The sequence below is a fragment of the Methylobacterium sp. 77 genome, assembly GCF_000372825.1.
In the GTDB taxonomy this organism is placed as follows: Bacteria; Pseudomonadota; Alphaproteobacteria; order Rhizobiales; family Beijerinckiaceae; genus Methylobacterium.
This window is the reverse complement of sequence record NZ_KB910516.1, coordinates 2,020,034-2,039,094: the sequence shown is the minus strand read 5'-3', so window position 1 is coordinate 2,039,094 and position 19,061 is coordinate 2,020,034. Positions and strand designations below refer to the sequence as shown.

The window sequence follows — 19,061 nt, the reverse complement described above, 5'->3', positions numbered from 1 at the left end:
GCGCCCGAGGATCGGGATAATCCACGCGTCGTCTTCATGATGCCGTGAAGCTGGTATGATCTGGCCCCGATCGGATGGCCGTTCCCGATCGTCGAGGTCAGACGTGCCAACCCTGTCGTTTCCCGTTTCCCTGAAGACCTACGGTTGGGCCTGCGGCCTTCCCGGCCTCGCGCTCATCATCGGCGTCGCGACGCCGCTCCTCTCGCCCCAGATGGAGCAGCGGCTCGATGCCAAGGCCGAGGCGGTCGCGCGCGGCACCGCAGAGACGGGGTTCGAGCCCTGGCTTCGCCTCAAGGTGCGGGGCCGCGATCTCATCGCCACGGGGGAAGCGCCGGACGATGCCGGACGCATAGCTGCCCTCGACCGGCTGAAACGCCTGCCGGGCCTGCGCCACGTGGTCGGACGTATCGGCATCGTCGAGGATGCCTCGCCCTTCATCTGGACCGCGACACGCACGAGCCCGGAACGGATCGACCTGACCGGCAATCGTCCCTCCGAGATCGGCCCGCGGGCGCTGGCGGCGCAATTGGCCACCGAGCTGCCGTCCGAGACCAGGATCGTCGATCAGGCGAAGGCCGCGCGGGGCGCGCCGCCGGACTTCGCCGCAGCGTCCTCCTTCGCCCTCGAACAGCTGAAGCCGCTCGCTCCGGGGGCCAGCGCCACCATCGCCGACACCACCGTTTCGCTCAGCGGAGAAGCGGCGAGCGTGGCGGATTACGAAGCCCTGCGGCAGGCCGTGGCCAATCCGCCGGCCGGCTTCACCATGGGAAAGGTCGATATCCGGCCGGCCTCGATCCCGGATTTCCGGTTCGCGGTGACCCGTGAGCGCGGCGGAAACCTCGTCCTGTCTGGCAACGTCGTCTCTGAGGCGGCGCGCGAGGAAATTCGCGCCATGGCCGCGGATTCCGCCGACGGAGCGACGGTGGAGGACAGGATGCAGACCGCCCGAGGGCTCGCGGACGGAATCGATCCGAACCGCCTCGGCCGCTTCGCCTTCCAGGTCTCGTCCCTGATGCAGGATGGCAGCGTGACCTATGCCGATTCGCGCCTGACGATCACCGGCACGGCGCTCGACGGACAGGCCATCGGCGAGATCGATGCGCTTCTGCGCGATGCGCGGCCCTCCGGCACCCGGGCGGGACCGGTCGATCTCGCCGCCATGCCGCTCTCGCCCTATCGCTTCATGGTTCGGCGCGAGAGCGATGCGGTGACGCTCACCGGGCATCTGCCGGACAGCGCCACGCGCGACCGCGTGCTTGCGGCGATGAGGCCGAAATTCTACCGCGAACGCATCGTCGACAAGAGCCGCATCGCGGACGGTGCGCCCGCCAACCTCACCGGCGCCGTCGAGGCTGGAATCGCCACCCTCGCCATGCTGGCGACCGGCGAGATCCGCATCTCGGACAGGAACCTGGCGCTCAGCGGCGACAGCCTCTACCGCGAGAGCGCCGGACGGTTCGAGGCCGATCTCGCCCGGCGGATGCCGGCCGGCTGGTTGGCGCAGGCCGAGGTGAAGCCGCCGGCCACCGCGATGATCGACGATGCGGAAGCCTGCCGAAGCGCGTTCGATCGCGCGATCCAGGGGAACCGCCTCCTGTTCGCCCCCGGCAGCGTCACGCTCAAGGCCGAGTTCTATCCCATCCTCGACGCGGTCGCGTCAGCCGCGAAAACCTGCGCCGGCCTGCGCATCGAGGTCACGGGCCATGCCGACCCGGCGGGTGCGGCCACCGCACCGAAACCCGTCCTCGATGCCGGCGTGGAGAACACCGCCTCGGTCGATGCGGCCAAGGCGCAGGACGAGAAGAAGACCGCGAAACCGGCGGCAGCGAAAACCGACACGCCGGCAGGGAAGGCGACCGATCTCAAACCGCCCACCACCAAGGACGGGAAGGTCAAGTCCGCGAACGGCGAGGATGGCAAGGCCAAGGATCCCAAGTCCAAGGATTCCAAGGCGAAAGACGTGAAGACCAAGGATGGCAAGGCGGATGCGTCGAAGGAATCCAAACAGGCCGAGGCGAAGCCGGCCGAGCCGGAGCCGGACCTCGCCCGCCAACGCGCGCTGACCATCGTCGAGTACCTGCTCCAGGCCGGAATCCCGGCGGACAGGATCGTCGCCGCTCCTCCCGGCCGCGCCACTGCCGCGGGGCAGGGCGTCGGCTTCGCATTGCGTTCCTGACCCGAGATCGTCCCGATGATTCTGTTGCTGACGATCCTGTGGCCGGCACTCCTCGCCAGCCTCGCGCTGGGTGGTTCCATCGGCTGGCATGTCGGGCTGCCGCGGAGGCGGACCGCGCTCACCGCTGCGATCGGGCTCGCATCCGGCGCCCTCGTGCTCGCCGGGATCGCCCTTGCCGGCATCGTGCCGGGCCGTCCCGGCTTCTGGGTCGAGAGCGCGGCGCTGAACCTGACGGTCTACCTGATCGGAACCGGCCTCGGAGCGCTGGCGAGGATGGCCCGGCCGGCGTCCGAGAGAGCGTAGGCCATCGACATCCTCGCCGGCGTCACCTTCTCCAACCGGAACACCTCATCCTGAGGCGGTCGAGCGACGGAGCTCGTCCGCTCACCGCGCTCCGCGCTGGAGATCCCCCTCGATCAGCAAGGCGCTCTTGCCTTCCAGGCGGCTGCGATAGACCTGCAGGTTCTCCATCACGCGCTGAACGTAGTTGCGGGTCTCGGTGAAGGGGATGCGCTCGACCCAGTCGATCGGGTCGATCCCACCCTTGCGCGGATCGCCATAGGCGTCGATCCATTTCTTCACGTTGCCGCCCCCGGCATTGTAGGAGGCGAAGGCGAGGATGTAGGAGCCGCGCCAATCCTCCATCAGCTCGCCGAGATGGGCCTGGCCGAGACGGGCATTGTAGGCGGGGTCGCTGGTGAGGCGATCCTGATCGTAGGAGGCGCTGACCCGCCGCGCCGTGCGCTGGGCGGTGGCCGGCATCATCTGCATCAGCCCGCGTGCGCCGACGCTGGACTGGGCGCGCGGATCGAACTGGCTCTCCTGGCGGGCGATGGCGAAGACCATGGCCTTCTCCACCAGCGGCACCGCGGCGGAGGCCTCGTAATCGGGGATGCCGATGGTCGGATAGGCATGGGCGTCGAGGGGCAGCCCGCGCTGGACCGCGAGCTTGCCGACCGCGACGAGGGCTCGGGAATCCCGCACCTCGACGGCGAGGTTGCCGAGCGCGTTGATCTCGGCCGGGTTGGTCAGGCGGTTCGCCGTGTCGATGTAGAGCGGCAGCGCCAGATCCTTCAGCGAGGCCGCCTCCAGGATCCGAAGCGCCCGCGTGGTCAGGCGGTTCTCGAAGGCCGCAGCGGCGGCGGGTTCGAGGTCGGGGACGACGCGGAGCGGCAGGCTCGCCTGTCCGAGCTTCGCCCGGGCGAGCTGTCCGTAATAGGCGATCGGCTGAAGCGCGGCGCGCTCGTAGAAGGTCTTGGCGAGGCCGGCATCGCCCGCCGTCTCGGCGGCGCGCCCCTGCCAATAGGCGACGCGCGCCAGCGAGATCGGAGTCTCGGCGATGGTCGCGGCCTTGGCGAAATGGCTGGAGGCCCTGGCCGGATCGTCGAGGAAGCGCAGCGCGATCCAGCCGGCATGGAACTCGGCCTCGATCCGCTTCTCCACGGTGCGGCCACTATGGCCGGCGGCGACCGCGTAGGCGAGGCTCGGATTGCCGATATCGACGAGCTTGCGGGCGACGATCCGGCGCTCGACCCACCACTCGTCGCCATCGACCAGCACGTCGCCGTTGGTGGGCGCGGTGGCGAGGATCGCGGCGGCCTCCACGGGCTTGTCGGCCCGGCGCAGGTATTGCGCGCGCGACAGGATGTAGGAGGGATCGCTGCGCAGGGATGGCGGCACCGCGTTGAGCGCCGAGGCCGCCGACGAGCTCTTGTCCTCGACGGCGCGGCGGGCCCGCACCAGGGTCGCATAGGCGCCGCCGGCATAGGAGGCGGCGCGGCCCGCCGAGTCGTAATCCTCCTTCAGGAGCGCGCGCTCCATGCGGAAGCGATGGTCGACGCGGGTGAGGAGGCCGGGGAAGGCGTCGAGCACCTTCGTTTCCAACGCCTTGCCGAAGGTCTCCGAGCGCCACAGGTCGCGTACCAGGGTGGCGGCATCCTCGTCGAGGGACTCCGCCCGGAAGGCGAGGGCCAGGGCGAACTTGCCCGGCGCGCTTGCCGGTCGCGCGCCGGAGAAGAAGGCGCGCACGGTCGCAGGATTCTTGCGCTCGGAGAGGAGCGCCTCCTCGGCGCGGCGGCGCAGCAGCGGGCCCGCCGGCCATTCCGGGTTGGACCGGGTGAAAGAGACGGTGCGCTCGAAGCCGATGCCCGACCCGGCGCGAATCGCGACCCATTCGAGAAGGGCGAGAGCGGCAGGGTCGGTGAAGCCGTCGCGCAGGCGGTCGCCCTCGGAGACTTTGCCGCGGCGATAGGCGTCGATGGCCTGGCGCAGGGTCGGCAGGTCGATATCGGGCGCGACCTGTGCCGCGCGGGCGGGGTCGGGCACCTCGGGCACGGGAGCGGCGGGCGTCACGGCCGCGTCGGGGAGGGGGAAGGCGATGGGGGCTTCCGGATCCGCTGAGGCGTAGGCCTTGGCGGCGGCGGGCAGCGCCTTGCTCGGCGCGGTCTCGGCGCTGCGGTCTTCCAGACTGAGGGCATCGGCGGCGACCGCGTCCGTGGCGGCGGCCTTGCTGTCGGGAACGAGGGCGGAGGGAGCGACGGCATCGCTCGCCGGGCGGCTGGCGAATTCCTCCCCCTGTCCGGCCGCCACGGGAAATACCGAGGCCGGGACCGCCAGCATCGTCGTTCCCGCCAGCGCGAGCGCGAAGGAAACGGGGAGCGCGGCACGATGCGAGCGCGTACAGAACGCCATGGCTCTTCCAGTCCCGTCGGATGCGGACATGCCTAAGCTGTCCCGGAGGGCATTAAGAAGTCATTAACCGCGCCGACAGAGCGTTTGCGCGAGTGCGGGTGAGGCCCTATGTCTGCCCGTCCGCGAAAGCGGTGACGCGGCCGGCACACCGGCCCACCGAAAGATCGACGGCCGGGAACGCCAGGATGACCGACACCACGACCCAGCGCCTCAGGGGCGCCATGACCGCGCTCGCGACTCCGTTTCGCGACGGCGCCTTCGACGAGGACGCCTTCCGCAAATTCGTGAACTGGCAGATCGAGCAGGGCATCCATGGCCTCGTGCCCGTGGGCACCACCGGCGAGACGCCGACCCTGAGCCATGCCGAGCACGACCGTGTCGTGGCCGCCTGCATCGCCGAGACCGCCGGCCGGGTTCCGGTGATCGCGGGCGCCGGCTCCAATTCCACGGCCGAGGCCGTCGAGCGCGCCGTCAACGCGGAGAAGGCCGGCGCCGACGCCGTCCTGGTGGTGACGCCCTATTACAACAAGCCGACGCAGGCCGGGCTCTACGCGCATTTCAAGGCCGTCAACGACGCCATCGGCATCCCGATCATCATCTACAATATTCCCCCGCGTTCCGTGGTCGACATGAGCGTCGAAACCATGGCCCGGCTGTTCGAACTCAAGAATATCGCCGGCGTGAAGGACGCCACGGCCAAGCTCGACCGCGTCAGCCTGCAACGCCAAGCCATGGGTGAAGACTTCATCCAGCTTTCGGGCGAAGATGCGACGGCGCTCGGATTCAATGCGCAGGGCGGCGTCGGCTGTATCTCGGTCGTCTCGAACGTCGCACCGCGCCTGTCGGCCACGTTCCAGGAAGCGACGCTGTCGGGCGATTACGCCACGGCTCTTCGGATCCAGGACCGGTTGCTGCCGCTGCATGTGGGATTGTTCGCGGAGGCGAATCCCTCGCCGGTGAAATACGCCCTGTCGCGGCTCGGCCACATGTCCGACGAGGTGCGCCTGCCGCTCCTCACGGTCAGCGATGGCACCAAGGCGATCGTCGACGCGGCCCTGCGCCATGCCGGCCTGATCTAGGGTTGATACCAGACTTCGAGGAGCCCGACCGTTGGGTCGGGTTCATGGAGACTCGGTATGAATCCCCCTCGCAGGGGGAGTCTCGGCGAACCATATGATTGTGGTCCGGCCGCATCGCGCGGCCGGCGACGGCATCCGCTTCTTTCCAGAAAAGTGGCATCGGCTTTTCGGGCCGGTGCTGCAGAACCGACGATGTGATGGCTCCCAAACCTCAAGATCCCCGCCGCGTCGTCGCCGACAACCGCGCCGCCCGCTTCCATTATGAGATCTCGGACGTCCTCGAGGCGGGCATCGCCCTGACCGGGACGGAGGTCAAATCCCTGCGCAAAGGCAAGGCGGCGATCGGCGAGGCCTATGCCGGTCCGTCGGGGAACGAGTTGTTCCTGTTCAACGCCTACATCCCGGAATATCTCGAAGCCAATCGCTTCAACCACGAGACCAAGCGTCCGCGTCGCCTGCTGCTGCATCGCAAGCAGATCAACAAGCTCATCGGCGCGACCAAGCGCGAAGGCTACACCGTGGTGCCGCTGAAGATCTACTTCAACGAGCAGGGCCGCGCGAAGATCGAACTCGGCCTCGGCCGCGGCAAGAAACTCCACGACAAGCGCGAGAGCGCGAAGGAGCGCGATTGGGAGCGCGACCGCGCACGGATCATGCGCGACAAGGGCTGACCTGCGAATGCGCCCATTGACGGGCGAAGCCGGCCCTGCCTAGAAGCCCTGATGACGACGAGCCCGATCCTCTCCGGACTTTATTATTCGCCGCTCCCTTAGCGGCGAGGTGCTCTGTCACGTCTCAACCGCCCCGGTCGTCGGCGGTTGACCCTCTCTCAAGGACCGCTGACCCCTCGGCTCCATCGAGGTCAGTTCCGTGTCTTTGCTTATTTCCCCCTCATCGAGCAGTCCCGTCGGGATCATCGGGTTCGGCGCGTTCGGCCGGCTGATCGCCCAGCATCTCGGCCGGCATTTTCCGCTCCGCGCCTACGATCCCGCTTTGCCGCAACATGGCAGCGACGACGGCGCGACGCTCGGTACGCTCGCCGAGGTGGCGGCTTGCCCCGTGGTCGTCCTGGCCGCTCCGGTCTCGAATCTCGCCGAGGTCGTCTCCGCCATCGCGCCCCTTCTGAGGCACGGCGCGCTCGTCCTCGATGTGGGCTCGGTGAAGATGGTCGCCGCGCAGATCATGGCGGAAGGGTTGCCCGATCACGTGGACATCGTCGCGACGCATCCTCTCTTCGGCCCGCAAAGCGCGCGCTCGGGTCTGAAGGGACTGAAGATCGCCATATGCCCGATCCGGGGGCAGGGTGGCGTTCGCGTCGCGGCCTTCCTCCGGAAGTGCCTGGGCCTCGACGTCATCCTCACGGATCCGGAGGCGCATGACCGGGCGGCGGCCTCGGTCCAGGGACTGACGCATCTCATCGCCAAGGTCTTCGTCGAGATGGAGCCGCTACCGACCCGGATGACGACGAGGAGCTTCGACCTGCTGATGCAGGCCGTCGGCATGGTCAGACACGATGCGCCGGAAGTCTTCGATGCCATCGAGCGCGCGAATCCCTACGCGGCCGATGTCCGACACCGCTTCTTCGCGCATGCGTCACGGCTGGCGCGTGAGCTGTCACAGCCACGCTCCGATGCCATGAATTGATAGTGGCTCTCGCGAACTCACGCATTCGCACCACGGGGAAAGGAGCCGGCAAGGCGTCCTTATTCCCCGTCGGCAGGTCTTACTGCTCGGGAGCGTCGTCGCCCTGGCGGATGCCGTAGCGCGTCTCGAGACCCGGATTGGGCCGGGCCGGCCGCTCGGGCACGTCGCGCGGCAGTTCGCGCGGGCTGCGCGGCGGGCCGTCGCCCTGGCTTCGGACGCCACGCTCACCGGGATCGCGACCGACGCGGGGAATGAGATGGACGAGGTCGATGAACTCGTCGGCCTGCCGGCGAAGGTCGTCGGCAATCATGGCCGGCTGGGTCTGGATCGTCGAGACGACGGTGACGCGGACACCGCGCCGCTGCATCGCTTCGACGAGCGAGCGGAAATCGCCATCGCCCGAGAACAGCACCATGTGGTCGATACGGGGAGCGAGTTCGAGGGCATCGATCGCGAGCTCGATGTCCATGTTGCCCTTGATTTTGCGGCGGCCGGCGGAATCAGTAAATTCCTTAGCCGGCTTCGTCACGACACGATACCCGTTATAGTCGAGCCAGTCGATCAATGGGCGAATCGAAGAATATTCCTGGTCTTCAACCATCGCAGTGTAGTAAAAGGCTCGGATCAGATTATCGCGAGCTTGAAACTCCTTCAGCAGACGGCGATAGTCGATATCGAACCCGAGAGCTTTCGTCGCTGCGTAGAGATTGGCCCCGTCGATGAACAGGGCGCTGCGCTGTTGTGCGCTCATTGAACGATCCATTTTCTCGTCAGAATTTTTGCATACCTAACGCGACAGTATTTGAAATAAATCTGTCTCGACTAGACTTGTTCTCTCGATCTTCACCACGTTGGATAAAAATCGATTCATTCCAAGCTGCAAAATGAGCGAATAATTTTTGACAATCGGCAGATAGCCCCCATCCCTGCCAATAATGATCCTTGCTATTGACAGAAGGACGCGACTGTCAACCGGGCTGTGCCCACAATCGTTCGAAACATTGGAGTAAAATAGGAACTGCCTAGAATATGAACGTCGACATGAGTGTTGTTCGCAATTGTGTGACAGCCAATTGGCTACCTTAAGTTTAAGTTTTGCTTGAATCGACCATCCGTCGGCTGCCGGGCTTCACGGCGGGCAAAGCGGCCAGTTCGGGCGGCAGTGCATCGGCAGGGTAGGCCGGAATGTCGAGAGTGACCAGAGTGACGAGAGGCAGGCCGATCTCACCGCGGCCACCCGAACGATCGATGAGGCAGGCGGCGCCGACGACGTCACCCGCCTCGCTCTGGAGCGATGCGAGGCATTCGCGGGCGGACAGGCCGGTGGTCACGATATCCTCGACGATCACCGCACGCTTGCCGGCGGGAATGCTGAAGCCGCGCCGAAGGGCGAAGGGACCGCCGGGATCGCGTTCGACGAAAATGGCGCGCGCGCCGAGATGGCGCGCCGTCTCGTAGCCGGGCACGATGCCGCCGATGGCCGGAGAAACGACGATATCGATGGGCCCGAAACGGGCGACGATGACGTCCGCCAGGGCCTTGCACAGGCGCTCGGTGCGAACCGGATCGGAGAAGATCGCCATCTTCTGAAGGAACACGCCGGAATGAAGCCCGGAACTCAGGACGAAATGCCCTTCGAGCAGAGCCCCCGCGTCGCGAAATTCCGTGAGCACCGCGTCTGGTGTCATGAGAGTGGCGCTCCTTGAATGGGCTGTAAGGGCCGCGCTTGTGGCAGCGCGGGGCAAAGAGCGCAAGGCGGACCCTGGACCGCCCCTGAGCCGGCGGATTTACGCCGACGCGAGGTTACCGTGATTCCCGGAGCCTCGAACGCGCGTCCGTTTCGACGAAGCCTGATGCCATTCGTGCCCGATCTTGCGCCATTGCGGCTGTGCTGCATGACGACCGGCATGGCCTGTTGCCCGGTGGTGCCGTCCCATGCCGTGGCGATGGCCGGCCGAACCTTCTGCGCCGCCAAGGCCCCGGGCCAGGCACGCATCATGGCATGAACCTTCAGCCGTTGACGCGGTCGACCTTGCTCACGGTGCGCTTGCCGCGCAACTCGGCGACGATGGCGTTGAGGTGCTTCAGATCCCAGACCGAGAGGTCGATGACGATCTCGGTGAAATCCTGCGTCCTCCGCTTCATCGAGACGTTGTCGATATTGCCGTCATGGTCGGCGATGACCTGGGCGATCTGGGCGAGGACGCCGGGCTCGTTGATCGATTGCAGGGCGAGGCGCGCGGGGAACCGCTCGATCGCGCCGGCCTCGACATCCCAGCGCACATCGAGCCAGCGCGCCGGCTCGTTGTCGAAGGCGGCGAGTGCCGCCGATTGGATCGGATAGATCGTCACCCCGACGCCGGGGGTGAGGATGCCGACGATACGGTCTCCGGGCACCGCGCCGCCATTGGGGGCGAAGCTCACCGGCAGGTCGTTGTCGAGACCACGGATGGGGATGGCGTCGGCCCGCCCCATATCGGCGCTGCCCTCCGGGAAGGTGAGGCGCATGGCCTGTCCCTTGGCGAGGCTGAGGCGTCCGGCGCCCCCATCCATCGGCTGCTGCAGCGGCGACGCCGTGCGGCGCTCGTCCTTGTGGTCGGGATAGACCGCCCGCACGACGTCGCCCGAGAACATCTCGCCACGTCCCACCGCCGCGAACACGTCTTCGGTGCTCTGGCGGGCCAAGCGGGGAAGCGCGCCGCGCAGCTTGTCCTCGGAGAAGCTCTTTGCGGCCCGCTCAAAGGCGCGGTCGAGGATCTGTCGGCCGAGACCGGCATATTGCCGCCGCACGGCCGAGCGGGTCGCCCGCCGGATCGCGGCGCGGGCCTTGCCGGTGACGACGAGGGATTCCCAGGCCGCCGGGGGCGATTGCCCGTCGGCCCGCGCAATCTCGACCTCGTCGCCGTTGACGAGTTCGATCAGCAGGGGCGCCATGCGGCCGTTGATCTTGGCCCCGACGGCCGTATTGCCGACATCGGTATGGACGGCGTAGGCGAAGTCGATCGGGGTCGCGCCGCGCGGCAGGGCGATGAGGCGGCCCTTGGGCGTGAAGCAGAAGACCTGATCCTGAAACAGTTCCAGCTTGGTATGTTCGAGGAACTCCTCCGGGCTGTCGCCCTCGGCCAGGAGTTCGATGGTCCGTCGCAGCCATTGATAGGCGCCGCTCTCGGTGGCGAGGCGCGGATGGACACCGCCGATCTCGTCCTTGCCGCCGGTTTCCTTGTAATGGGCGTGCGCGGCGATGCCGTATTCGGCGATCTCGTCCATGGCCGCCGTGCGGATCTGCAACTCGACGCGCTGGCTCTTCGGCCCGATCACGGTGGTGTGGATCGAGCGGTAATCGTTCTGCTTCGGGGTCGAGATGTAGTCCTTGTAGCGCCCCGGCACCATCGGCCAAGTGGTGTGGACGACACCGAGCGCGCCGTAGCATTCGGAGAGCGATTCCACGATGACGCGGAACCCGAAGATGTCCGAGAGCTGCTCGAAGGCGACCGACTTGCGCTCCATCTTGGCGGAGATCGAGAACGGCCGCTTCTGACGGCCGGTGACCACGGCATTGATGCCCTGCGCCGCGAGCTTGGCGGTGAGGTCGCGCTCGATGCTTTCCACCAGCCGCTCGGACTTGACGGCGAGATCGGCGAGGCGCTGGGCGATCGTCGCGTAGATCTCGGGCTTGAGGTTGCGCAGCGCCAGGTCTTCGAGCTCCTCGCGCAGCTCCTGCATGCCCATGCGGCCGGCGAGCGGCGCATAGATGTCCAGCGTCTCCTGGGCGATCCGCTCGCGCTTCTCCAGCTTCATGTGGTGGAGCGTGCGCATGTTGTGCAGGCGGTCGGCGAGCTTGACGAGCAGCACGCGCACATCCGCCGCCACGGCCAGCAGCAGCTTGCGGAAGTTCTCGCCCTGCGCCGCGCGCTTCGAGACCAGATCGAGCCGCTTGAGCTTCGTCAGCCCGTCGACCAGGGCGCCGATCTCGGGGCTGAAGATCGCGCTGATCTCGTCGAGGGTGGCGGCGGTGTCCTCCACCGTGTCGTGAAGGACCGCGGCGACGATGGTGGCGTCGTCGAGCCGGAGATCCGTGAGGATCGCCGCGACCTCCAGCGGATGGGCGAAAAACGGATCGCCGGATGCCCGCTTCTGCGTGCCGTGGGCGCGCATGGCGTAGACATAGGCACGGTTGAGAAGGGCCTCGTCCGTGGCGGGGTTGTAACGCCTCACCCGCTCGACGAGCTCGTACTGGCGCATCATCCGCCGCAACACCCTTCACTCATCGTCACTGCCCGCCTCGCGGTCGATTGTTTCGCATCGCGCACGGGCACGCCAGACCCATGGCGCCGCATGACACGGCTTTCTCGCCCCGGAAAACAAAAAACCCGGCACTCGGCCGGGTTTCTCGCGCGATCGTCAGGACAGGACCGGTCGGCCGATCACTCGGCCTCTTCGTCCGTCTCGGTCGGGGGAGCGAGGTTCTCAAGGCCGCGCAGGAGATCCTCTTCGCTCATCCGGTCGAACTGGACGGCGCCGTCGTCGCTGGACGATTGCGGCGCGACGGCAGCGGCGGCCGGCGAGCTCGACAGCAGCGGCACGGTCTCGGCCTCCGGCTCGTCCACCTCGACGTATTTCTGCATCGAGTGGATCAGCTGTTCCTTGAGGTCGTCGGCGGTGATGGTCTCATCGCCGATCTCGCGCAGGGCGCAGACGGGGTTCTTGTCGCGATCGCGGTCGATCGTCAGCGGCGCGCCGGCGGCGAGCAGGCGGGCGCGGTGGCTCGCGAGCAGAACGAGCTCGAAGCGGTTCTCGACCTTGTCGATGCAGTCTTCAACGGTGACGCGAGCCATGCGAAGCGGCTCCTTCCATGGGACCGGGAATTTCGTGATTGAACGGGCCTCTTACACCGGCTTGCGCGGCGCAACAAGCGCAACGGCAGAACCGGCAGCGGCGATCGACGAGCACGTGCGGTGACACCGATCCATCCCCGTCGCCGCCGCCGCTTAAAGACCCGGCGACACGGCCAAGCCCTGGCGCTACGCATGACGCCGTCATCTCGCGCGCGCCTCACCGCCGGGATGCGGGGGAATCCATCGCAATGACGAGTACGCTCAGCCGCCGCAATCTGTTCAGTTGCGCCTGCCATCTCGGCGCAGCGGCCTTCGCCGCCACCGCGATGCCGAATCTCGGCCTCGCCGCCAGCCCGTCCACCAAGAAGACAGACCTGACGGCGGATCAGGCGCTGGAGCTGATGAAGGAGGGCAACCGGCTCTACAAGACCGACAGCCCGGTCCGCGCCGTGCAGGGCCGCGAGCGCCGGATCGAGATCGCCCTGGGGCAGACGCCGTTCTGCGTGCTGGTGAGCTGTTCCGATTCCCGCGTCTCGCCGGAAATCCTGTTCGGGCGCGGCCTCGGCGAGCTCTTCATCGTCCGCAATGCCGGCAACACCGCCGACACCTCGGCCCTGGGATCGGTGGAATACGCCGTGTCGCAGCTCGGCGTGCCGCTTATCCTCGTCATGGGCCACAGCCGCTGCGGCGCGGTCCAGGCGGCGGCGGATGTGGTCGAGAACAACACCGTCTATCCCGGCTCCATCGGCCGGATGATCGAGCCGATCGTGCCGGCGGTGCTCTCCGCGCGCGGCAAGCCCGGCGACTTCATCGAGAATTGCGTGCGCGCCAATGTCGACCGGGTGGTGAACCGCATGCGCACCGCCTCGGAGCCGGCCCTGCTCGACCCTCTGAAAGCCGGCAAGCTGCGCATCGTCGGCGCCTCCTACAGCCTCGACACCGGCACGGTGGATTTCTTCAACGAGGCCTGAGACCGGCGGATCGTCGAGACCGGACGCCCGCGGCGCAGGCGGCGGGTGATCCGGAACGGAGCGTGCGAGGAGGGGACACGCCCGGCCGTCCTGGCCCGGACCGTGACCTCGGCCCCGGTCAGGACGGGGTATTCGTCCCCCGCTTCGGCCCTCGTCGTGTTGACACCTGCGGCACACGGTGCGACTGCGCCGCCCTTTCCCGTGCGACGACGTGGCAAAGGATTCTGACGAGCATGGCGCGCGCATTCATCTTTCCGGGTCAGGGCAGCCAGGCCGTCGGCATGGGCCGGGCCCTGGCCGAATCCTTTCCTCAGGCACGAGCCGTCTTCGACGAGGTCGACGAGGCGTTGGGCCAGTCCCTCTCGACGCTGATGTTCGAGGGGCCGGTGGAGGAGCTGACGCTCACCGCCAACGCCCAGCCCGCCCTGATGGCGGCGAGCCTCGCGACCTTGCGCGTGCTCCAGGCCGAGCGCGGCCTCGATCTCGTCCGCGACGTCGCGGCGGTGGCGGGCCATTCGCTCGGTGAATACACGGCGCTCGCCGCCGCCGGCACCTTCACGATCTCCGACGCCGCCCGTCTCCTGCGCATCCGCGGCGAGGCGATGCAGAATGCGGTGGCACCCGGTGCCGGCGCCATGGCCGCCCTGATCGGCGCCGATGCTGAACTGGCCCTGTCCGTCGCCGCAGAGGCGGCCGAGGGAGACGTCTGCGACGTCGCCAACGACAACGGCGCCGGGCAGGTGGTGCTCTCGGGCACGAAGGCCGCCGTGGAACGCGCGGTGGCGATCGCACAGGCGCGCGGGATCAAGCGCGCGGTGATGCTCAACGTCTCGGCCCCGTTCCACTGCTCGCTGATGATTCCGGCGGCGGAGGCCATGCAGGAGGCCCTGACGCGGGTCGCGATGAAGGCGCCGCTGGTGCCGGTCTATTCCAACGTGCTGGCCTCTCCGGCCCTTGAGCCGGCGGCGATCCGCCAGGCCCTCGTCGCCCAGGTGACGGGCACCGTGCGCTGGCGCGAATGCGTCGAGGCCATGGCGGCGGCCGGCATCGACCAGTTCTACGAGATCGGCACCGGCAAGGTGCTCACCGGCCTCGTCAAGCGGATCGCCTCCGGCTCCACCGCGACCCCCGTCGGCACGCCCGACGACGTGGCCGCCTTCCCGACGCTCAGCTGAAGACAGGATTGTCCATGTTCGACCTGACCGGCCGCAAGGCCCTCGTCACCGGCGCGACCGGCGGCCTCGGCGGCGCCATCGCCAAGGCTCTGCATGCGCAGGGCGCCATCGTCGCCATCTCGGGCACCCGCACCGAGGCGCTCGACGCCCTGGCCGCCGAACTCGGCGGCGAGCGTATCCACCTCGTGCCCGGCAACCTGTCGGACAAGGAATCCGTGGAGGCCCTGGTGCCCGCCGCCGAGGCCGCGATGGGCGGGCTCGACATCCTGGTCAACAATGCCGGCATCACCCGCGACAACCTGATGTTGCGGATGAAGGACGACGAGTGGGAAGCGGTGATCGCGGTGAACCTCACCGCGGCGTTCCGGCTCTCGCGGGCGGCGGTGAAGGGCATGATGAAGCGGCGTCACGGCCGCATCGTCAATGTCGGTTCCGTGGTCGGCGCCACCGGCAATCCGGGACAGGTGAACTACGCCGCCGCCAAGGCCGGGCTCGTCGGCATGACCAAGGCGCTGGCCGCCGAAGTCGCCACCCGCAACCTCACCGTCAATTGCATCGCGCCGGGCTTCATCACCTCGCCGATGACCGATGTGCTGAACGAGAAGCAGCGCGAGGGCATCCTCTCCCGCGTGCCGATGAACCGCCTCGGCACCGGCGCGGAGATCGGCGCCGCAGCCGTGTATCTCGCCTCCGACGAGGCCGCCTATGTCACCGGGCAGACCCTGCACGTGAATGGCGGCATGGCGATGTATTGAGGCGCCCGCCGCCCCCGGAGGAGGATGCGGCCTTGCTGCACCGCACACTCGAATTTATCATCCGTTCGCTCGAAAAAGTCACAGCGATGAACGGTTTGTGAACCGCCTCTCGCCAGCGCCAAAACCCTGTGCTACCACCCCGGCTGCCGTGCGAGGGGGGTTGACGGTTCAGCGTGTTGCGGGCTCTCAAGGCCACGCGCGATCGGACACCGGCCGCTTTCAGAAATCCGCATCAGCGGGATAGCGGCCACGGCGCCTTCACCATCACGATCGAATAGCTAAGGACCAAGAACGATGAGCGATATCGCTGAGCGCGTGAAGAAGATCGTTGTCGAGCACCTCGGCGTTGAGCCGGAAAAGGTGGTCGAGGGCGCGAACTTCATCGATGATCTCGGCGCCGACAGCCTCGACACCGTCGAGCTCGTGATGGCGTTCGAGGAAGAGTTCAACGTCGAGATCCCCGACGATGCCGCCGAGACCATTCAGACGGTTGGCGATGCCGTGAAGTTCCTCGAGAAGAACTCCGCGTAAGCGCGACGGGACAAACGGCGCCGACACAAGCGGGGCCTTGGCGCCCCGCGCGCCATTTGGATTGATAATGACGGGACCGGTTCGGGATAACGCGATGCGTCGGGTTGTGGTGACGGGCTTAGGCATGGTGACGCCGCTGGGAAGCGACGTCGAGACCACCTGGAGCCGGTTGATCGCGGGAGATAGCGGAGCGTCGCAGGTGACAGCCTTCGACGTCTCCGATCTCGCCTGCCGCATCGCCTGTTCGGTCCCGTTCGGAGACGGCAGCAACGGCACCTTCAACCCCGACCGGTGGATGGAGGCGAAGGAGCAGCGCAAGGTCGATCCGTTCATCGTCTACGCCATGGCCGCCGCCGGCCAGGCCCTCGACGATGCAAATTGGCACCCGACCACCTACGAGGATCAATGCGCCACCGGCGTGATGATCGGCTCCGGCATCGGCGGGATCGGGGGCATCTACGACGCCTCCGTGACCCTGCACGACAAGGGGCCGCGACGGATCTCGCCGTTCTTCATTCCCGGCCGCATCATCAACCTCGCCTCGGGCCAGGTCTCGATCGCGCACGGGCTCAAGGGGCCGAATCACGCGGTGGTCACCGCCTGCTCCACCGGCGCCCACGCCATCGGCGACGCGGCCCGGCTGATCCAGTTCGGCGATGCCGACGTGATGGTGGCCGGCGGCGCCGAATCTCCGGTCAACCGCCTCGCGCTCGCGGGCTTCGCCGCCTGCCGCGCCCTATCCACCGGATTCAACGACGCGCCGACCAAGGCCTCGCGCCCCTACGACAAGGACCGCGACGGCTTCGTCATGGGCGAGGGCGCCGGCGTGGTGATCCTCGAGGAATACGAGCACGCCAAGGCGCGCGGCGCCAAGATCTACGCTGAAGTGGTCGGCTACGGCCTCACCGGCGACGCCTACCACATCACCTCTCCGGCCCCGGACGGCGACGGCGCCTTCCGCTGCATGAGCGCCGCCGTGAAGCGCGCCGGCCTCCAGGCCTCCGACATCGACTACATCAACGCCCACGGCACCTCGACGCCCATGGGCGACGAGCTCGAGCTCAAGGCCGTGGAGCGTCTGCTCGGCGAGCATGCCGGCAAGGCCGCGATGTCCTCCACCAAGTCGGCCGTAGGCCATCTGCTGGGAGCGGCCGGCGCCATCGAGGCGATCTTCTCGGTGCTCACCATCCGCGACGGCGTGATGCCCCCGACCCTCAACCTCGACACCCCCTCCGTGGAAACTGCGATCGACCTCGTGCCGCACGAGGCCAAGCGCAAGCAGGTGGATGTCGTGCTGTCGAATTCCTTTGGGTTCGGTGGCACGAATGCGTCGCTGGTGATGCGGCGGGTCGAATAGATCACCGCATCTCCAGTCGGTTTTTGGACGCTGGAACGACGGTCGTGGTCACGTGGGCGCTGAGATCTCCGCGCCTGACATCGCGTTCGAAATACGTCCATTTGAAAATATATCGCCGTGGAACCGACGATGGTTCGAACCATCGCTCAAGTATCGGCGATTTAGAACCCGATTTTATAATCCGGATATCCAATCTTCGGGCGGGCGAACGCGCTTCCGGCTCCGTAGGCTCTCGGTCCTTCCTACCCCCATTCCGCCACAAAAACGGCTAAGGTCGCGTGTGAATGCCCGCCCTTCGCGCCTGACGGCTCGACTCAGGGTGGAGGTGCCCCTTACACTCCGGCGGCGGCCGGGGAGGGGCATCGAGGCCCGAACAGGATGTCCATGTTCTTCCGCAAGCGCAAAAATCCGGACCCGGCGCCGATCCCGGTCCCGTCCGACGAGCCGGCACAGCTGAACCGGGCCTCCCCGCGCAGCCCGAGCGAGGCGATCAAGCCCACGGCCGCGCCGCCCCCGCCGGACCGCCCCCAGCGCGAGCGCGGCGGCCTGCTGAGCACGATCAGCGGCCTGCTTACCGCCTCCGTCGTCCTCGCCATCGCCGCGATGATCGGCGTCACCCTGTTCGACCGCCAGATCCGCGAGCCCGGCCCGCTCTCCGCCGACAAGGTCGTGGTCATCCCGCCCCGCAGCGGCACCTCCGAGATCGCCGACGCGCTGAACCGCGAGGGCGTCATCAGCCACACCGCCCTGTTCGAATGGGCCTCCCGCTTCTCGGGCAAGGCGCTGAAGGCCGGCGAGTACACGTTCAAGGCCCATGCCAGCATCTCCGACACGATCGACACCCTGGCCACCGGCCGCCAGGTGCAGCACGCCGTCACCTTCCCCGAGGGGCTGACCAGCGAACAGATCGTGATGCGGCTCAACGAGAACGACATCCTCACCGGTGACGTCAACGAGATCCCGCCCGAGGGCTCGCTCCTGCCCGACACCTACAAGTTCGAGCGCGGCGCCACCCGCCAGCAGATCGTCAACCTGATGCGCGCCAAGCAGCGCGAGGTGCTGAACCAGATCTGGCTGCGCCGCTCGGCCGAGATCCCGGTGAAGACCCCGGCCGAGATGGTGACGCTGGCCTCCATCGTCGAGAAGGAGACCGGCCGGGCCGACGAGCGCCCGCGCGTGGCCGGCGTCTTCGTCAACCGCCTCAACAAGCGGATGAAGCTGCAATCGGACCCCACCATCGTCTACGGCCTGGTGGGCGGGCGCGGCACGCTGGGGCGCGGCATCCAGCGCTCCGAGATCGACCGGGCGACGCCCTACAACACCTACGTCATCGAAGGCCTGCCGCCGGGCCCGATCGCCAATCCCGGCCGCGCCGCGCTCGAGGCCGTCGCCAACCCCTCGCGCACCAAGGATCTCTACTTCGTCGCCGACGGCACCGGCGGCCATGCCTTCGCCGACAGCCTGGAAGGCCATTCCCGCAACGTCGCCCGCTGGCGTCAGGTCGAGCGCGCCCGCAAGGAGACGCCGACCGACGCCGCGGCCCCCGTGGACAAGGCGGACCCGCCGGCCGATCCGTCGGGCGTGCCGGGCCGGGCCTCGGCCTACGCGCCGGACGGCACCAACTTCGCCGGCAGCGCCCCCGACCCCTCGGCCCCGCGCCCGAAGGCCTTCGACGCCTCGGAGGGCACGCGGCTCGACCCGCTGCGCAACAAGACCTTCGACCTGAACTCGGCCAAGAGCGTCCCGGCGCTGAAGCCGCAATAGACCGGGACGGCCTCTCTCCTCTCACTCGCGGGGAGGAGCTTGCAGGTGGGGTGTCGGGTGACCCTTCACCGGGCCGGCTCGAC

At 67.6% G+C, this 19,061-nt stretch carries 17 protein-coding genes; 12 read left to right on the top strand and 5 right to left on the bottom strand.

What is annotated here, in order from left to right; all coding sequences use genetic code 11:
- Positions 1-103 precede the first annotated feature (103 nt).
- Both A3OK_RS0109675 and A3OK_RS0109670 read left to right on the top strand, forming a co-directional pair.
- Complete coding sequence (locus A3OK_RS0109675; protein WP_019904670.1) at positions 104-2,176, top strand: BON domain-containing protein; 2,073 nt, start codon at positions 104-106, stop codon at positions 2,174-2,176.
- A 15-nt stretch (positions 2,177-2,191) separates the two neighbouring features.
- A complete protein-coding gene (locus A3OK_RS0109670) occupies positions 2,192-2,479 on the top strand; it encodes a hypothetical protein (protein WP_019904669.1) in 288 nt (95 codons plus the stop codon).
- A gap of 81 nt (positions 2,480-2,560) precedes the next feature.
- Here the strand turns inward: A3OK_RS0109670 and A3OK_RS0109665 are convergent, their stop codons facing one another.
- Entirely contained in the window at positions 2,561-4,867 is a 2,307-nt protein-coding gene (locus A3OK_RS0109665; protein ID WP_019904668.1) for a lytic transglycosylase domain-containing protein, read from the bottom strand.
- Between the two features lie 185 nt (positions 4,868-5,052).
- Here A3OK_RS0109665 and dapA point away from each other — a divergent pair, with 185 nt between their 5' ends.
- The 3 genes from dapA (at position 5,053) to A3OK_RS0109650 (ending at position 7,590) form a co-directional block, all read left to right on the top strand.
- Positions 5,053-5,946 carry a 4-hydroxy-tetrahydrodipicolinate synthase gene (gene dapA / locus A3OK_RS0109660; protein WP_019904667.1) on the top strand — a complete coding sequence of 298 codons (894 nt, stop codon included), beginning with the start codon at positions 5,053-5,055 and terminating at the stop codon, positions 5,944-5,946.
- Positions 5,947-6,143: 197 nt separating this feature from the next.
- The gene (smpB, locus tag A3OK_RS0109655) at positions 6,144-6,617 is read left to right on the top strand and encodes an SsrA-binding protein SmpB (protein ID WP_019904666.1); all 474 of its coding nucleotides are present in this window, start codon (positions 6,144-6,146) and stop codon (positions 6,615-6,617) included.
- A gap of 199 nt (positions 6,618-6,816) precedes the next feature.
- Positions 6,817-7,590, top strand: a complete 774-nt coding sequence (locus A3OK_RS0109650) for a prephenate dehydrogenase/arogenate dehydrogenase family protein (protein ID WP_036302226.1) — start codon at positions 6,817-6,819, stop codon at positions 7,588-7,590.
- A 79-nt stretch (positions 7,591-7,669) separates the two neighbouring features.
- On the opposite strand, the gene A3OK_RS0109645 is transcribed toward A3OK_RS0109650, so the two are convergent.
- Positions 7,670-8,341, bottom strand: a complete 672-nt coding sequence (locus A3OK_RS0109645; protein ID WP_019904664.1) for an NYN domain-containing protein — start codon at positions 8,339-8,341, stop codon at positions 7,670-7,672.
- Between the two features lie 337 nt (positions 8,342-8,678).
- Positions 8,679-9,278 (bottom strand): orotate phosphoribosyltransferase, encoded by a 600-nt coding sequence (gene pyrE / locus A3OK_RS0109640; protein WP_019904663.1) that lies wholly within the window; start codon positions 9,276-9,278, stop codon positions 8,679-8,681.
- Positions 9,279-9,443: 165 nt separating this feature from the next.
- Between pyrE and A3OK_RS23955 the strand changes: the two genes are divergently transcribed.
- Positions 9,444-9,596 (top strand): hypothetical protein, encoded by a 153-nt coding sequence (locus A3OK_RS23955; RefSeq protein WP_155911990.1) that lies wholly within the window; start codon positions 9,444-9,446, stop codon positions 9,594-9,596.
- A 4-nt stretch (positions 9,597-9,600) separates the two neighbouring features.
- Here the strand turns inward: A3OK_RS23955 and A3OK_RS0109630 are convergent, their stop codons facing one another.
- On the bottom strand, positions 9,601-11,835 hold the full coding sequence (locus A3OK_RS0109630) for a bifunctional (p)ppGpp synthetase/guanosine-3',5'-bis(diphosphate) 3'-pyrophosphohydrolase (protein ID WP_019904661.1): 2,235 nt from the start codon (positions 11,833-11,835) through the stop codon (positions 9,601-9,603).
- Positions 11,836-12,014: 179 nt separating this feature from the next.
- On the bottom strand, positions 12,015-12,425 hold the full coding sequence (rpoZ, locus tag A3OK_RS0109625; protein WP_019904660.1) for a DNA-directed RNA polymerase subunit omega: 411 nt from the start codon (positions 12,423-12,425) through the stop codon (positions 12,015-12,017).
- Positions 12,426-12,673: 248 nt separating this feature from the next.
- On the opposite strand from rpoZ, the gene A3OK_RS0109620 reads away from it, so the two are divergent.
- The 6 genes from A3OK_RS0109620 (at position 12,674) to mltG (ending at position 18,978) form a co-directional block, all read left to right on the top strand.
- Positions 12,674-13,396: a carbonic anhydrase gene (locus tag A3OK_RS0109620; protein WP_019904659.1), complete on the top strand. Its 723-nt coding sequence runs from the start codon at positions 12,674-12,676 to the stop codon at positions 13,394-13,396.
- A gap of 233 nt (positions 13,397-13,629) precedes the next feature.
- A complete protein-coding gene (gene fabD / locus A3OK_RS0109615) occupies positions 13,630-14,571 on the top strand; it encodes an ACP S-malonyltransferase (protein ID WP_019904658.1) in 942 nt (313 codons plus the stop codon).
- 14 nt (positions 14,572-14,585) lie between these two features.
- Entirely contained in the window at positions 14,586-15,326 is a 741-nt protein-coding gene (gene fabG / locus A3OK_RS0109610) for a 3-oxoacyl-[acyl-carrier-protein] reductase (protein WP_019904657.1), read from the top strand.
- Positions 15,327-15,620: 294 nt separating this feature from the next.
- Positions 15,621-15,857 carry an acyl carrier protein gene (locus tag A3OK_RS0109605; protein WP_018044468.1) on the top strand — a complete coding sequence of 79 codons (237 nt, stop codon included), beginning with the start codon at positions 15,621-15,623 and terminating at the stop codon, positions 15,855-15,857.
- Between the two features lie 94 nt (positions 15,858-15,951).
- Positions 15,952-17,214, top strand: a complete 1,263-nt coding sequence (gene fabF / locus A3OK_RS0109600) for a beta-ketoacyl-ACP synthase II (RefSeq protein WP_026597087.1) — start codon at positions 15,952-15,954, stop codon at positions 17,212-17,214.
- A gap of 384 nt (positions 17,215-17,598) precedes the next feature.
- Positions 17,599-18,978: an endolytic transglycosylase MltG gene (mltG, locus tag A3OK_RS0109595; RefSeq protein ID WP_026597086.1), complete on the top strand. Its 1,380-nt coding sequence runs from the start codon at positions 17,599-17,601 to the stop codon at positions 18,976-18,978.
- Positions 18,979-19,061: the final 83 nt, after the last annotated feature.

Bases quoted from the DNA above. Each gene is read 5' to 3' on its own strand.
- A3OK_RS0109670 (WP_019904669.1), top strand. From the start codon at position 2,192: ATGATTCTGTTGCTGACGATCCTGTGGCCGGCACTCCTCGCCAGCCTC.
- A3OK_RS0109665 (WP_019904668.1), bottom strand. From the start codon at position 4,867: ATGGCGTTCTGTACGCGCTCGCATCGTGCCGCGCTCCCCGTTTCCTTC.
- dapA (WP_019904667.1), top strand. From the start codon at position 5,053: ATGACCGACACCACGACCCAGCGCCTCAGGGGCGCCATGACCGCGCTC.
- smpB (WP_019904666.1), top strand. From the start codon at position 6,144: ATGGCTCCCAAACCTCAAGATCCCCGCCGCGTCGTCGCCGACAACCGC.
- A3OK_RS0109645 (WP_019904664.1), bottom strand. From the start codon at position 8,341: ATGAGCGCACAACAGCGCAGCGCCCTGTTCATCGACGGGGCCAATCTC.
- pyrE (WP_019904663.1), bottom strand. From the start codon at position 9,278: ATGACACCAGACGCGGTGCTCACGGAATTTCGCGACGCGGGGGCTCTG.
- A3OK_RS23955 (WP_155911990.1), top strand. From the start codon at position 9,444: ATGCCATTCGTGCCCGATCTTGCGCCATTGCGGCTGTGCTGCATGACG.
- A3OK_RS0109630 (WP_019904661.1), bottom strand. From the start codon at position 11,835: ATGATGCGCCAGTACGAGCTCGTCGAGCGGGTGAGGCGTTACAACCCC.
- rpoZ (WP_019904660.1), bottom strand. From the start codon at position 12,425: ATGGCTCGCGTCACCGTTGAAGACTGCATCGACAAGGTCGAGAACCGC.
- A3OK_RS0109620 (WP_019904659.1), top strand. From the start codon at position 12,674: ATGACGAGTACGCTCAGCCGCCGCAATCTGTTCAGTTGCGCCTGCCAT.
- fabD (WP_019904658.1), top strand. From the start codon at position 13,630: ATGGCGCGCGCATTCATCTTTCCGGGTCAGGGCAGCCAGGCCGTCGGC.
- fabG (WP_019904657.1), top strand. From the start codon at position 14,586: ATGTTCGACCTGACCGGCCGCAAGGCCCTCGTCACCGGCGCGACCGGC.
- A3OK_RS0109605 (WP_018044468.1), top strand. From the start codon at position 15,621: ATGAGCGATATCGCTGAGCGCGTGAAGAAGATCGTTGTCGAGCACCTC.
- fabF (WP_026597087.1), top strand. From the start codon at position 15,952: ATGCGTCGGGTTGTGGTGACGGGCTTAGGCATGGTGACGCCGCTGGGA.
- mltG (WP_026597086.1), top strand. From the start codon at position 17,599: ATGTTCTTCCGCAAGCGCAAAAATCCGGACCCGGCGCCGATCCCGGTC.